The 13,638-nt window shown below is 63.5% G+C and carries 12 protein-coding genes and 3 pseudogenes; 8 read left to right on the forward strand and 7 right to left on the reverse strand.

Features of this window, described 5'->3' with window-relative positions; all coding sequences use genetic code 11:
- Window positions 1-26: 26 nt before the first annotated feature.
- The 7 genes from ASG92_RS20845 to ASG92_RS20875 form a co-directional block, all read right to left on the reverse strand.
- Window positions 27-812 carry a DeoR/GlpR family DNA-binding transcription regulator gene (locus ASG92_RS20845; protein WP_240987234.1) on the reverse strand — a complete coding sequence of 262 codons (786 nt, stop codon included), beginning with the start codon at window positions 810-812 and terminating at the stop codon, window positions 27-29.
- Between the two features lie 73 nt (window positions 813-885).
- A complete protein-coding gene (locus tag ASG92_RS20850; protein WP_056632843.1) occupies window positions 886-1,635 on the reverse strand; it encodes an SDR family oxidoreductase in 750 nt (249 codons plus the stop codon).
- Window positions 1,636-1,862: 227 nt separating this feature from the next.
- Complete coding sequence (locus ASG92_RS20855) at window positions 1,863-2,858, reverse strand: Gfo/Idh/MocA family oxidoreductase (RefSeq protein ID WP_056632846.1); 996 nt, start codon at window positions 2,856-2,858, stop codon at window positions 1,863-1,865.
- The gene (locus ASG92_RS20860) at window positions 2,855-3,757 is read right to left on the reverse strand and encodes a sugar phosphate isomerase/epimerase family protein (RefSeq protein WP_056632849.1); all 903 of its coding nucleotides are present in this window, start codon (window positions 3,755-3,757) and stop codon (window positions 2,855-2,857) included. Before ASG92_RS20860 ends, ASG92_RS20855 begins: the two co-directional genes overlap by 4 nt.
- Window positions 3,754-4,329, reverse strand: coding sequence for a VOC family protein (locus ASG92_RS20865; protein ID WP_056632852.1), 576 nt, complete (start codon window positions 4,327-4,329; stop codon window positions 3,754-3,756). Before ASG92_RS20865 ends, ASG92_RS20860 begins: the two co-directional genes overlap by 4 nt.
- The gene (locus ASG92_RS20870; RefSeq protein WP_056632855.1) at window positions 4,326-5,321 is read right to left on the reverse strand and encodes a LacI family DNA-binding transcriptional regulator; all 996 of its coding nucleotides are present in this window, start codon (window positions 5,319-5,321) and stop codon (window positions 4,326-4,328) included. The genes ASG92_RS20865 and ASG92_RS20870 overlap by 4 nt, the downstream gene beginning before the upstream one ends.
- A complete protein-coding gene (locus ASG92_RS20875) occupies window positions 5,314-6,294 on the reverse strand; it encodes a Gfo/Idh/MocA family oxidoreductase (RefSeq protein ID WP_056632858.1) in 981 nt (326 codons plus the stop codon). The genes ASG92_RS20870 and ASG92_RS20875 overlap by 8 nt, the downstream gene beginning before the upstream one ends.
- Window positions 6,295-6,471: 177 nt before the next feature.
- Here ASG92_RS20875 and eda point away from each other — a divergent pair, with 177 nt between their 5' ends.
- The 8 genes and pseudogenes from eda to ASG92_RS20905 form a co-directional block, all read left to right on the forward strand.
- Complete coding sequence (gene eda, locus ASG92_RS20880) at window positions 6,472-7,119, forward strand: bifunctional 4-hydroxy-2-oxoglutarate aldolase/2-dehydro-3-deoxy-phosphogluconate aldolase (protein ID WP_056632860.1); 648 nt, start codon at window positions 6,472-6,474, stop codon at window positions 7,117-7,119.
- The gene (locus tag ASG92_RS20885; protein WP_056632863.1) at window positions 7,116-7,664 is read left to right on the forward strand and encodes an ATP-binding protein; all 549 of its coding nucleotides are present in this window, start codon (window positions 7,116-7,118) and stop codon (window positions 7,662-7,664) included. The genes eda and ASG92_RS20885 overlap by 4 nt, the downstream gene beginning before the upstream one ends.
- A 769-nt stretch (window positions 7,665-8,433) precedes the next feature.
- Entirely contained in the window at window positions 8,434-9,855 is a 1,422-nt protein-coding gene (locus ASG92_RS20890) for an MFS transporter (protein WP_056632865.1), read from the forward strand.
- A gap of 1,181 nt (window positions 9,856-11,036) precedes the next feature.
- Window positions 11,037-12,112 (forward strand): annotated as a pseudogene (locus ASG92_RS20895) (alkene reductase).
- Window positions 12,113-12,238: 126 nt separating this feature from the next.
- Window positions 12,239-12,838, forward strand: a 600-nt coding sequence (locus tag ASG92_RS20900) for an SDR family oxidoreductase (RefSeq protein ID WP_157372348.1), incomplete at its 3' end; no start/stop codon positions are given.
- A 1-nt stretch (window position 12,839) separates the two neighbouring features.
- A pseudogene (locus tag ASG92_RS28590) lies at window positions 12,840-13,046 on the forward strand (short-chain dehydrogenase); the annotation flags it as partial.
- Between the two features lie 28 nt (window positions 13,047-13,074).
- The gene (locus tag ASG92_RS28595) at window positions 13,075-13,230 is read left to right on the forward strand and encodes a hypothetical protein (RefSeq protein WP_157372344.1); all 156 of its coding nucleotides are present in this window, start codon (window positions 13,075-13,077) and stop codon (window positions 13,228-13,230) included.
- A gap of 232 nt (window positions 13,231-13,462) precedes the next feature.
- Window positions 13,463-13,638, forward strand: a pseudogene (locus tag ASG92_RS20905) (NADP-dependent oxidoreductase); the annotation flags it as partial.

The raw sequence follows: 13,638 nt of genomic DNA on the forward strand, positions 1-13,638 counted from the left end.
GCGAAGGGCATAGCGGCTCTGGGGAGTCAGATCTCGGCGATGTGGATTCCTACGCCAAGGTCCTGGATCGCGTGCCGCGTCGACTCAGCGAGGTCGGAGTCCGTGACTGTAGCGTGAAGCTTCGCCAGAGGCACGATGTTGAAGCGCTCAAGGGAACCGAAGTTCTCGCTGTCTGCTAGCAGGACGCCCGAGGACGCCGCGTCGAGCGCCGCCCGCTCGAGGAGAACCGTCTCTGCCGACATCGTGGTGACCCCGTGCTCGACGTCCCAAGCTTGACTGCTGAGGAAGCACAGGTCGAGGTTCACCGAGGGAAGGGTCGCGGCAGCGAAGGGGCCGCTGCTCGAGCGGCTATCAACGTCGATCGTGCCGCCCGTGTGGATTGTCTCGATCTGTGGGTAGTCGAAGAGAGCGGCCGCGATGTAGTAGGAGTTCGTCACGACGGTGATTCCTTTGCGGGGGGCTAGGAACGGGACGACCAATTCGCACATGATTCCCGCGTCGAGGAAGATGACCATGCCGTCTTCGACGAGGGCAGCCGCGAGTGCGCCCACGGCCCGCTTGCGGGGCAGGCTGAGCTGAGAGCGTGACGAGCTCTCGGCCGGCGGCTGGGTGCCAGAATTCTCCGCGAGGCGGACTCCACCTTGGACCGCTACGACGTGGCCGCTCGCCTCGAGGTTGGAGATGTCGCGGCGCACGGTCATATGCGAGACCCTCAGGAGTTCCGTGATGTCGCGGATGCTCAGGACCCCAGCCGTCCGGAGGAGGCGCAGCAGCTCCTTCTGCCGCTGCTCCGGAATCATTGGACTGCCCACGGCCGCTCCCCTCGTGCCCGCGCTTTTGCCTGAAATCACGGTTGCCGGCTCGGAGCCTCCACCGACCTCATGCTCAGGTCCCCATACCGAGGTGCGCACCTCCCGCCACATCGAGTGTCACGCCGGTGATGTAGCGGTTGTCCGGGTCGGCAAGGAAAAGGATGGCGCGGGCGACTTCCTCGGGCTCGGCGAACCTGCGCATCGGCAGTTGCGCGGCCCGCTTGGCCCGGTTGGCGGCTGCGTCGGGACCGGAGTCTTTTGCGAATTGCGCCCACATGGGAGTGTTCACAGGGCCGGGCGCGATGGCGTTGACGGAGATGCCGTTGGGCCCGAGCAACTCGGCGAATGACCACATGATGTGAAGCACCGCAAGTTTGCTGGCGTTATAGGGCAGGTAGTTGCGCCGCGCTTCCTTGGCCGCCACGGAGGAGAGGATCACGATCGCGCCTGCGGTGCCGGCCCCAAGCATCGACTGCGCCGTCTCCCGGACCATCGAGAACGTCCCGGTGGAGTTGATCCGCATGATGGATTCGAACTCTTCCGTAGTTGTCTCCATGATGTCCGGCGTAGTGCCCAGAACTCCCGCTGCGTGAACGAGGACATCAATGCGGCCGTACTTCGTTATGGTGTCGTGGACGACGGCCGCACATTGCTGTTCGGAGGTGACGTCGAGCGGGAAGAAGTCCGCCAGCGCCTGGCCCTCCTTGGGGGCGCGGTCGGCGCCTATGACGAGGGCGCCTTCCGCGGTGAGTGCGTCGATGACTGCATTGCCGATTCCGCCGCTGGACCCGGTTACCAGAACGACCTGGTCTTTGAGGCTCATTTGGTAAGGCCGTTCGCCGGCTGGCTGGTGCACTGCTCGCCGGGGGTTGGGTTGTGGGTGGCTCGTTTCATCTTCAGGGGTCCTTACTTGGGGTGTTTGTTCTGAGGTGTGGCGTGCTTGCGGTCTTGGCTGTTGTCATGAGCCGCTCCCGGGGGCCTGCAGGCCGTCAAAGCTCGGGCTGGGTGCCCTCTCTGCGGCCCTGGGCAAACACGTGGCACCTTTGCTGTCTAGCTGTTGCCGCTCGTGGCGTGACTTGCCCATTGCCGGCCGGTTTGTTCTTCTGTGGGCAGTCCGGAGGCGGCGAGGATCCGGTCGAGCAGCCGCTGGGTATGGACGGCTTCGCGACCGGAGGTGAGCGGCTGCGCGCGGTCAGCGACCCGGTCCAGGAAGTGGCGGACGGCGGCGGAGAATCCGAGTGTGTCGGTCGCTGTTGCCCAGCCGTAGGCCTCGGCACTGAGCTCGCGTGATGTGGTGACCCCCTTGACCGTGGTCGACACTGTTTCGGGGGCGCGTACCTCCACGGTCTTGCCGTCGCCGTAGGCGTCCAGCTTTTCGCTCCAGGCACCTGCGGTTCGGGCCGCCAGGAGTACCCCGGTGTTGCCGGTGTCAAAGCGAATCATGGCTGCGACGCCGTCTTCTTCCCAGGGGTCATCACCGGCTGCGTGTGCGGCCACGTCCACGGGTTCGCCGCCGCAGTACCAGCGGAGCAGGTCCACCATGTGAATGGCGTTCTCGAACGTTGCGCGGTATTCCGATCCGGGGCGGTTCTTTTGCGCGACGCAGAAGGTAGCGCCTTTCGTGCCGAACAGCTCACGGCCGGCGGTGTAGACGGGTGCATAGCGGCGGTTGAAGTCGACCATCAGGATGCGGCCGCGCTCGTCGGCCAGGTCCGCCAAACGTTCTGCCTCCTCGGTGGCCGGGGCCAGGGGTTTTTCGCAGAACACATCGACGTCATTGTTAAGGCACAGCTGGACCGCGTGGGCGTGTTCGGACCTGGGCGTGAGGACGAAGACGGCATCCAGATCCTGGGCGTCCAGCATGTCCTCCACTGACCGGTAGGCGGCGCCGAACCCCCAGCGCCGGACCAGGTTGCCCGGGTCTTCGCGGCGGGATACCAGGGCTGCCAACTCGACATCATCGCGCTGGACGAGTGTGGGCAGTTGGGCGATGGTGGCGATATTGCCTGCGCCGATGACGCCGACGCGGAGGCGCTGCCCGTTCATCGGGCGTTCTCCATTTCAGCGAGAGCAGTGAGCATTCCGCGCAGTGCGGCCGCGGATTCCCGGAATCCGTCCTCGGGGGTGGGGAGGTCTTGCGGGTGCCAGCGGTACTCGTACTCGATACTCAGCAGGTCATCGTAGCCGTGCCGCAGCAGCGCCGCGAGGATCTGGGGCCAGGGAAGGACGCCGGTGCCGATGACCCGTGATCGGACGGCGCGCTCGGACGCGTCGACGCGGGCCGTTTCCGTGGCGCGGAAGGCCGCGTTGGGATCGGTGAACACGAGATCTTTCACGTGCACGTGACCGATCAGGCCGCCCTGGACGGCAAAGGCCTGTTCGAACGTCTCGTCATGCGTGAAAGTGAGGTTGGCCTGGTCGTAGAGAACACGAACGGCCGGGTGGGCAACCTCCCGGACGAGCGCGGCGGTTTCTGCCGCAGTCTGGGTCATGGTGCCGAAGTGGTTCTCCACGCACAGCCGCACGCCGGCCTCTTCCGCCTCGGGTGCCAGGGTCTGCAGGGCCTCCCGCAGTTTCGCCCATCGCCGGTCACGATCGGTGTCACCGGGATGCCAGGACCCCGCGTACACACGCACCCGGTCGGCGCCGAGCAGATGGGCGGTCTCAATTGCGCCACGGAATTCGTCGACTCCCCCGCTCCACTCACTCTCGTCAAGGGAGTTAATGGCCGTGGTGTAGGGCGTGAGGCCAATGATCGGCAGACCCTCGCCTTCTGCCGCCATCAGCGCCTCCAGGGCGGCGCGCCGGTCCCCCCGAGGCAGACCTGAGGTGTAGCCGTCCTGGTAGATGACTTCGGCGGCATCGAGCCCTGCGGCCCGAAAAAGCTTTAGTGCCTGAGGGACCGTATGGTGCGGAGTGCCTAGTGTGTGACCTGCAAGCCTCATTGTTGATTGTCCTTCCTAAAAGTGTCTTGTGCGGCTGTCCAATCCGCTGGACCGACGAGCCGGGGTGGGGATGCGACGCGGGATCGGTCGACGATTTCCATCAGCAGCCCCCAGGGGGTTATGAAGTAGGTCCAGCGGTTGCCGGCCACGCGCGGACTGTCGCCGGCGACTTCCTTGCGCTCCCCGAGCACGCGCACTCCCGGGGTTTCCTGCAGCACCGCGATTGCCTCGTCGACGTCGTCCACAACGAAGCACAGGTGGTGTCCGCCCGCGTCGCAATGCCGTGGCGGGGTGTCGCGCCGCCCAGCGCTGCTCCATTCGAACAGCTCGATGTTCAGGTTCGGGGGCAGGCGGAGCATGGCGAGAGTGAGCCGGGCATCGGCAGGGACGTCGAAGTTGGTGGGCATGAATCCCTCGTCGGGTCCTCGGTCGGAGCGGTACAGCTCCTCGGCGCCGAGCACCTCGACGAAGAACCTGATGGCGTCCTCGAGGTTCGGAACTGTCAGGCCGACGTGGTCGGTGTGCCGCAGCCCGGGCAGCCGTCGAAGGCTTCCTTGGTTGGCCCCGGTCATTTGCGCGGTCCTGAGGTGGAGGCGCGCACCAGAAGTTCAGGTTCCAGAACGACGTGGTCAACCGAGCCGTTCAGGTTCTGCTTTTCTGCCAGTTCGATGGCGATGTTTCCCATGTCTGCGATCGGCTGCCGCACGGTGGTCAGGGGCGGGTTGAACCGAGCCCCCAGGGCCAGCCCGTCAAAGCCCATGACCGATACGTCCTCAGGTACGCGGATGCCGCTTTGTCCCAGGGCCGAGATCACCGCGAAGGCGACCATGTCATTGGCGGCGATAATCGCCGTCGGTGGATTCTCCATCTCCAGGTAGTGTTTGGCCGCGCGCGCCCCTGCGTCCGGATCGGAGCCGCTGTCGAGTACAAGGGGCGTGCCATTGCCTTCGGATGACAGCTCCAAGTAGGCGTCCATCCGGTCCTGGGCGGTGTGGGTCCCGGAGATACCCGAAACGTAGCCGATGGAGGTGTGCCCGAGGGATTGCAGGTGTGCCAGGGCCAGCATGATTCCGCGGCGGCTGTCGACGGTGACCGTTGGAACTGAGGCGTCGCCTTCGACCCGGTCGATCACCACCACCTTGTGGCCAAAATCGAAGCGTTTCAGGGCGTCGGTGTCGACTTTTGTGGAGGGCGCGACGATGCCGAAGGGCGCGTACATGGCCTGCATCGCAGTGAAGTACCCCTCTGTCTTGCCAGGGTCTCCGTTCGTAACGCAAAGCAGTAGCTGGTATCCGCGGTCATCGGCCGCCTGGGTCATGGTCTTGGCAAGTTCGGCAAAGAACGGGTTGGTAATGTCAGGCACGATGAGGGGCACGAATGTGCTGGTCTTTCGGCGGAGCGCCTGGGCGAGTGGACTCATCGTGTAGCCGAGTCCCTCGGCTATTCGGAGGATGTGCTCGCGGGTTTCGCTTTTCACCGCTTCCGGCCGGGAGAATGCACGGGAAACCGTGGACCGGTGCACGCCGGCCGCCTTCGCAACAACGTCAATACTCAGGTCAGCCATTTTCTTTTCCTCCATGCTGGTCGCCATACGCCTGCCAAATAGGGCGCATCACGTCTTCGAGTTCGGCGAGCGTCGGTAGCCCCCGGAATCCATCTTCCAGTGTCTGCGCGACACGGCGTACAAACGGATCATAGAGAGGGTCGCTGTCCACGTCGATCGCGGCGGATTCCGTTGTCCCGTCCAACGCGGTGAAGGTAGCAGAACCATTGGAGTCAACGGAGGCGAATCCTGCCTCGCCGACCGACGTGTAACTGCAGTACCGCTTCAGAGGTGAACCTGGAAATGCGTAGCCCACCTCCACGACGGCTTCCCGCCCGCTGGGGGTGGTGATGATGAGGCTGGCATGGTCCTCAACAGCCCCGCCGTGCAGGGCCGACGAGAGCCGCGAGTCGACACTCACCGCTGACTCGTCACAGGCCTGCAGGAACAGGTCGACGAAATGCGGTCCCAGGTTTGCCAGGCACCCTCCCCCTGCAGTGGCAGAGTCCAGCATCCAGGGACTGCCGTTATCCAGGTAACGCGAGGGCGGCCCGGCGATGAAGGAGATCCTCTGGTACGTGGGCCGACCAGCCTTGGCCAGCCACCGGTCGGTGGGGCCACCCCGCTGAACGAGCGGAACCGTCACGGCCACCCCGGCCGCGTCCGCAGCCTTCCGCACCTGCGAAAGTTCCGCCAGGGAAGTTCCCAGCGGCTTCTCCACCACGAACGGAATGCCACGCTCGATCAGGGCTAGACACTTTTCCGCCATTCCATCGTGCGGGCCGAAGACATAGGCGAGCCCCACCTCCGGCAGGTCGAGCAGTGTCCGCCAGTCCGCCTCTACGGGAGCGTCCCACGCCTTCGCCAGTCCCTGGACGAGCGACACGTTGTCGTCACTGATGCCAACGACCTGGTGTTCTTCGCCGATTGCCCGGGCGTACAGCGGAACGTGCCAGTGTGAAGCACCAAGAATGATCGTCCGTGATTTGCTCACCCTGCCAGCTCCTTTGCTAAGTATGAGATCTTGTTGTCGACTCAGTATGAGATCGATTGCTGAGATCGGTTGCAATAACAGTATGGATGGTGGGAGAGTTTGTCAACGACACTTCAACAGCGGCCCAGCGGCGCCCCGGAACAAGGGAAACTGCCTGAGCCAGAAGAAAGGCCAGCAATGTATAAAAAACTTCGCACCCTGAAGACCATTGACCAGTCCGGCGCCGTCCTGATCGTGCGCCTGGAAAGCGCAGAGCTTGCAGAACAGGTGGCGGAAGCGGCAATCGCCGGAGGTTTTCGGGCCCTTGAAATCACACTCTCGATCCCGGGCGCCGTGGACGTAATCCGCCAACTCTCTGCCAAGCATGGGCCCACCGGGGTCGCAGTCGGAGCCGGAACGGTTCTGGACGAGCACTCAGCCTACGAGTGCATCCGAGCCGGCGCTGACTTCCTGGTCAGTCCCCAGCTAAACCCGGCGATGATCCGGACAGCTAACCGGTACCAGGTACCGACCATCAGCGGCGCATACACGCCGACGGAACTTGTTGAGTCCGCCGAAGCCGGCGCTGACATCCTCAAGCTCTTCCCCACCGAAGCCGGCGGCATTTCCTACGCGAAGTCGGTCCTCGCCCCGCTGGCACACCTGCCGATCATGCCGGCAGGCGGGGTCACCCCTGGGAACGTCGCCGAATGGTTCGCTGCCGGCGTCACCTGCGTCGGCGTCGGCAGCGCCGTGACAAAAGCATGGCAACCCGACGGCGACTTCTCCCGCGTCACCGAGGCCGCCAGGGAATTTCTCTCAGCAGTGGCAGAGGCCCGCCAATGACAGCCCCCAAAGTCTTCATTGTCATCGGCCCTGCCGGATCCGGAAAGACAACCATTGCCCAGCAAACAGCAAAGGAGCACAATGCCGCGTACCTGGACAAGGACCGGATCTGCGGCCGCCTTGTCGAGTTCGCACTGGAGGCAACGGGACATGACCCCACCGACCGGGAATCCAACACCTTCTACCGGGAAAATCTGCTGCCCCTGGAGTACCAGACACTCATGGATGTCGCAGGAGTGAACCTGCGACTGGGACGATCGGTCGTACTCGACGCACCTTTCGGCGCGTACTTCGCCGTACCGGACTACCTGGCGCGCGCCGCAGAAGAGTTCCACTGGCCCCCCTCGCAGACCACGGTGGTGCGGGTACAAGTCTCCCAGGACGTTCTCCGAGAACGACTTATTCGAAGGGGACTGGAAAGAGACCGATGGAAACTTGCGCATTGGGACGAGTACTGGGCAGCGCACGGCAGCCTGGACTGCGCCTGGTCCGGCGTCCAATTCCTTGATCTCAACAACGAAAAGCCCCTGCCAATTGAGGGATAACGGCTCAGTCCAGGGCGTGCGGGTCAATCCGGCTGTGCTCCGCTCCAGCGCGACGGCGGGTCCCATGGTGCGCGTGCGCTGCCGGCGGCCCCTTTCACTGCAGCGCGATACAGCTGCGCCGCTTAAAGCTTGCCAAGGCACGTTCCACGACGTTCCTGCCCGGTCACTGACCTCTCCCGGCCCAGCAGAGGTTGATTAATCGGCAAGCTTCCGATGGCGTCGTGCAACTTTGGCCTCTGAGGGTCGGGGCCGATCACCGCATTACGTCGATCCAACCCGGAGCGTCTCCCCTCCTTCGACGGAATAGCCTTTGCCGCTAAGCACCAACGGCAGTCCCTGACATCGAACGACACCCGGGCTGCCATCTCGGGCTCTGCCACCGCTCCCCAGCCCAGCGCGGTCCGCGTCGCGGCCGTCGAACAAGGGCGGCAGCAGCTCCTCCTATCAGCCACTGACGCAAGATCGGGACCTCCGTTTCCGAATCGAAAAAATTCATTGACAGACCCGCCTACCCTACGTATCGTTGCTTGCAACCGATCTCAGCAACCGATCTCAGCAACCGATCTCAGCGACGTGATCACTGCAACCGATCTCATGACCATCCAAAGCACATTACCAGCCAAAGCAGCCGCATCAGCCTCCCTGGAGTTTGCCGTCATCACTACCCTCGAGCGAGGTACAGGCGGGCAAGACCGGCCCACCACCTCGTTGCGGTTGTCCCGAATATTCCAATACCCCTCCCAGCAAACGTGAAAATATGGAGAGTTCAATGAAGACCTCAAAAGAAGCCTTCGGCAGCCCGGACCCTTCCGAGCATTCTGAAGTGTCCGAGCGCCCTCACCGCCCCGTCAACATGGTGGCAGGCACCATCGGCCACTTCGTGGAATGGTACGACTGGTACATCTACGGGCTGCTGGCAGCGGTGTTCTCGACACAGATTTTCCCCAGCGAGTCCCCCTTCGCATCCCTTGTCGCAGCGCTGCTCACTTACGCGGTCGGGTTTGTTGTACGCCCAATCAGCGGAATCATCATCTCTCCACTGGCCGACCGCTTCGGCCGGCGGCTCATCCTGACGCTGTCCATCTCCGGGATGGCGCTCGGCGCTCTGATCATCGGCCTCACCCCTCCTTTTGCGACGATCGGCTTCGCAGCACCAGTTCTCTTTCTGGTTGCACGCATCCTCCAGGGAATCTCGGCCGGCACTGAGCAGCAGAGTGCCATCGCGTTCATGGTCGAACACGCTCCCGCGAACCGGAGGGGCCTGTTCGGCTCGTTCTCTAACATGGCAAGCGGGCTCGCGACCCTCGCAGCGACCGGCGGCGCAGCGATGGTGACATCATCCTTTGCTCCAGACGACCTCGCCGCCTGGGGTTGGCGCATCCCGTTCCTTGTGGGCGGCGTCCTCGGCGTCGTCGGTCTCATCCTGCGGGCCCGTGCAGACGAGACCCCTGAGTTTGAGGCAAGTGCCCTCGTCGATCAAAAGTCCGCCTGGGCGCGCCTGATGGACCTGCTCCGCGAACACCCGAAGGCTCTGCTGCAGGCAGCGGCGCTCTCTGCCCCGGCCGTGGCCTACTACACTTGGGCCACCTTCCTCCCCACCTACGCCAAGCTGACCACCGGCCGGGACCTGTCCTCCACCCTGGCCGGGAGCGTTATCGGGCTGGCCTTGCTCGTCGTCATCGTGCCGGTCTGCGGCGCGCTCTCGGATCGACTCGGCCGACGCAAGATCTTCCCCATCATCGGTGCCATCGGCATGATCGTGCTCTTCTACCCCTTGCTCCTGCTGCTGAACCAGCCGGGCTTCGGCGTTTACGTTCTGGTGTCGGCATCCGGATGGGTGGTTCTCGGTATCTGGCAGGCCGTCTACCCGACCATTCAGGCCGAACTGTTTCCGGCCTCAGTCCGGGTATCAGGCATTGGTTTCGCGCACCAGATCGTCATCGCCGTCTTCGGTGGCACCGCACCACTTATCGCCGCCGCATTCGTCGGCGCCGGACAACCCATGTACGTCGCGGTATACATGATCGCCATTGTCGCCCTCAGTCTCATCGTCTACTTCACGCTCCCGGAGACCGGCAGCCGGGCCGGTCGTGCCACCGTAGCTCCGGCCGACCCCGAGGTACTGGAGGGGGAGCACCTGCTCTCCGAGACTGCACCGGGCGGGATCCAGGCGAAGGGCTCCAAGCCGTAGGCGCTTTCTCGTACTCTCGTGACCATGTAACGCCCCCGCACTTCGGGGGTCGCCCTCGACCGAGGCCCGGTCGAGGGCGACCGCATGTCCGGCCACGCCCAGGAACGGGCGGAGGTCCTGGCGACAAACAAAAGTGAATCGCGGGCACCTTCAAAACCTGACGACACCGGGAACAGGCGCAGTGGCGATGGGCCCTCATTATCCGGTTGAGCCACACACCAGCCTGACGTCGGCGCCCCACCCGGGCCCTGTCACAATAGAGTCCATTTCTTTCATTCCTGACAAGGTCACGAGTGGGTCATAGAACTCAACCTGACACGTGGGGGCGAAGACCCTCTCCCATTTGGAGCGCACCGACTACCCATGGACCACTTCCGCCTTAACCCTGACACCGTGGCGCACGCGGCTAACTCGTGCCTACCATCCTTCTTACCGGAGGCCCGGTCGTCCTGGAGGCATTCGAGGTCGATGCAGGCGTGCGGAAGAACGGGCCGAGGCCCAGGGCTGATGGAGTTCAGGACCATCTGAAGACCAGAGACCGCGGTGAGATGGCTTAGCCTGCTGGCCCCTTCTCATATACATGGTTAAGGGCATACCCCCGGTGGAGTGTGTATCAGCCTGGTGATGCGCTCTTAAACGAGCGCAAAACGAGCGTGCAAAGACACCAATATCGCCCTCGCCACCACATGCTCATGTGTTGGTCGCTGGGGGCCGAGTCTCACCTATGCAGATTGAGGCGGACCGTAGGCAGGATCGGCTGACCAACGCCGTAAGAGACCGTCGCAGTTTTCGCTAGAACTTCTTGCCGTCCGCGCCCTCCGGACCCCCAGTACGGCCGGCCATCAGCCCGGGGAGGGCCGGCCCCTTCCTGGGGTGGAAGATCGATCTCAGCCTTGTCGGCGATCTGCTGGGTGCTGACTTTGCCGACACCATGCTCGGAGCGGAGCTCTCGGGCGGCTGCCATGATGCGGTCGAGCTTGTTCTGCTTGCTCAGCTCACTCCGTCCGACCGCTTGAGGGGCTCATATTGCGTAACCCGGGAATATAATCTGATTACGCTCACTTACGACTATAGTCACTACTGTGTGGGCTCAGTAATGGGGTTAATGTCCCACAGCGGCCCAACATCGGCTTGTCGCGGCGGTGATGCTCTGAAACATCGATTGCAAAGGACGAACTCCCATGACCTTGTCTTCTCTCTGGCAACCATTCACTCTTGGCCGCCTGGACCTACCTCACCGACTTGCGCTGGCACCAATGACCCGTAGCCGATCCACCCGGATGGCATCCTGGGTGACCTGGCCGCTGAATACTACGGGCAGCGCGCTTCCCTGGGATTGATCATTACCGAGGGCACCCAGCCGTCGGAGGACGGGCAGGGCTACATGAACACACCGGGGATCTATACCCCTGAGCAGATCGAGGGCTGGCGAAAGATCACCGAAGCGGTGCACGCCGATGGCGGAGCGGTGTTCATCCAGCTGATGCATGTGGGCCGGATGTCTCATCCGGACAATACCCCGCACCATCGCCTGCCGGTGGCGCCATCGGCGATCTCCGCCGGCCAGGAAATATTCACGCCAACCGGACCGCAGAAGACGCCGACGCCGCGCGAGCTGAGCGCTGATGATATCCGCTCCACCATCGCCGAGTTCCGTCACGCTGCAGCTTCTGCCATAGCGGCCGGCGCCGACGGCGTCGAAATCCACGGCGCGAACGGCTACCTGTTGCACCAGTTCCTCTCCCCCAACGCCAACCACCGCACAGACGCCTACGGCGGCTCGATAGAAAACCGGTCCAGGTTCGTGGTCGAAGTCGCCCAGGCTCTCGCCGATGAAATCGGGGCGGACAGGGTGGGCATCCGGCTCTCCCCCGCCATGCCGTTGGGCGGAATCGACGAGGGCGACACCGAGAGCGTGCGCGCTCAATACCGGCACCTGGTCACTGAGCTCGCCACCCTGAACCTGGCCTACCTGCACCTGCACCATGTCGGCGACGACGAACTACTCCGCTCCCTCAGGGATATATGGCCGACGGCGGTGCTCGTGGTCCGCTACGGACGCAACCGTGAACAGATCGCCGACGACATAGACGCCGACCTCGCCGACATCGCCCCGCTGGGCCGTTTCGCGCTGGCCAACCCCGACATCGTCGAGCGCTTGCGTTCCGACGCCCCTTTGAATGAGGTTGACCCCACCACTCTCTACGGCGGCGGAGCATCCGGGTACACCGACTACCCAGCCCTTGCCCACGTCTGATCTCCTGCCTCAAGCCGTCCGCCCTCGCTGCTCCCCGTGGAGCCAGGGGCGGGCGGCCCCTAAGACACATCAGCACCATCCGCGCCGACCGGCGCGGATGCAGTCTTAACAAGAAAGACCAAGAAAATGCCCTCACTCAATGGAGCAGTCGTCCTCGTCACCGGTGCGAACGGCGGCATCGGAACCCACTTCGTCCACGATGCCCTCGCCCGCGGCGCCAGCAAGGTCTACGCCACCGCCCGAACCCCCCGCACCTGGGAGGACGAGCGCATCGTCCCGCTCACCCTCGACGTCACAGACCCCGCCTCCATCCAGGCCGCAGTCGCAGCCGCCGGGGACGTCACGGTGTTAATCAACAACGCCGGAGCCTCAGTGGCAAGCCCGGGCATCCTCACCCACACCGATGCGGAAATCCGGACCAACGTCGAGACGAACTTCCTCGGCCCACTGTTCCTCGCCCGGGCATTCGCACCGATCCTGTCCGCGAAGGATGACTCCGTGATCATTGACATCCACTCCGCCATGAGCTGGTACGCGGTCGGCGGTATTTACAGCGCCACCAAGGCAGCCCTCTGGTCCGCTACCAACTCACTGCGCCTGGAACTCGCCCCCGCAGGCGTACACGTCGTGGGCGTCCACGTCGGGTACGTTGACACGGCGATGGCTGCGAACGCCACCGTCCCCAAGATGGACCCGGCCGATCTCGTCCGCACCGTAATGGATGCCNGTGGGCGTCCACGTCGGGTACGTTGACACGGCGATGGCTGCGAACGCCACCGTCCCCAAGATGGACCCGGCCGATCTCGTCCGCACCGTAATGGATGCCGTCGAAGCCGGCGAGTACGAGGTTCTCGCCGACGAGACATCCGTCCAGCTCAAGGCCGGACTCAGCGCTCCCATCGAGGCTCTCTACCCGCAACTCACCCACAAGTAAGCCCGGAGAAAACGATAGTGCCGTGGTCATGACTCAAGTTCATGACCACGGCACTACAAACCCGCAGCATCGAACCGGCATGGCCGACTACGAGCAGGCCAGGACCATGAAGACATCCGTCCAGCTCAAGGCCGGACTCAGCGCTCCCATCGAGGCTCTCTACCCGCAACTCACCCACAAGTAAGCCCGGAGAAAACGATAGTGCCGTGGTCATGACTCAAGTTCATGACCACGGCACTACAAACCCGCAGCATCGAACCGGCATGGCCGACTACGAGCAGGCCAGGACCATGATCATCCGGATACATAGGCACCTTGACAAATATCTGAGTGCACTCATAATTGAATGTATTCGGTATTGAGTCGGCCCGGCCCAACTGCCCCACCAACACCTGTCAGAGAAGGGACATCACGACATGCGAGCGTTCGTCGTCACAAAGTACAAGGAGCCGTTGCGCGAAGCGGAAGTCGCTGAGCCGACCGTCGGCGAACGGGACGTGCTCGTGCAGGTTCAGGCAGCGGGCCTGAACCAGTTGGACGAGAAGATCCGCCTGGGTGAGTTCAAGCAGATCCTCCCCTACAAGCTCCAGCT

It is taken from the genome of Arthrobacter sp. Soil736, from assembly GCF_001428005.1.
Lineage (GTDB): Bacteria > Actinomycetota > Actinomycetes > Actinomycetales > Micrococcaceae > Arthrobacter.

What these genes read in the sequence shown, in the direction of transcription:
- ASG92_RS20850 (WP_056632843.1), bottom strand. Translation starts at nt 1,635, where the DNA reads ATGAGCCTCAAAGACCAGGTCGTTCTGGTAACCGGGTCCAGCGGCGGA.
- ASG92_RS20855 (WP_056632846.1), bottom strand. Translation starts at nt 2,858, where the DNA reads ATGAACGGGCAGCGCCTCCGCGTCGGCGTCATCGGCGCAGGCAATATC.
- ASG92_RS20860 (WP_056632849.1), bottom strand. Translation starts at nt 3,757, where the DNA reads ATGAGGCTTGCAGGTCACACACTAGGCACTCCGCACCATACGGTCCCT.
- ASG92_RS20865 (WP_056632852.1), bottom strand. Translation starts at nt 4,329, where the DNA reads ATGACCGGGGCCAACCAAGGAAGCCTTCGACGGCTGCCCGGGCTGCGG.
- ASG92_RS20870 (WP_056632855.1), bottom strand. Translation starts at nt 5,321, where the DNA reads ATGGCTGACCTGAGTATTGACGTTGTTGCGAAGGCGGCCGGCGTGCAC.
- eda (WP_056632860.1), top strand. Translation starts at nt 6,472, where the DNA reads ATGTATAAAAAACTTCGCACCCTGAAGACCATTGACCAGTCCGGCGCC.
- ASG92_RS20885 (WP_056632863.1), top strand. Translation starts at nt 7,116, where the DNA reads ATGACAGCCCCCAAAGTCTTCATTGTCATCGGCCCTGCCGGATCCGGA.
- ASG92_RS20890 (WP_056632865.1), top strand. Translation starts at nt 8,434, where the DNA reads ATGAAGACCTCAAAAGAAGCCTTCGGCAGCCCGGACCCTTCCGAGCAT.
- ASG92_RS28595 (WP_157372344.1), top strand. Translation starts at nt 13,075, where the DNA reads ATGACTCAAGTTCATGACCACGGCACTACAAACCCGCAGCATCGAACC.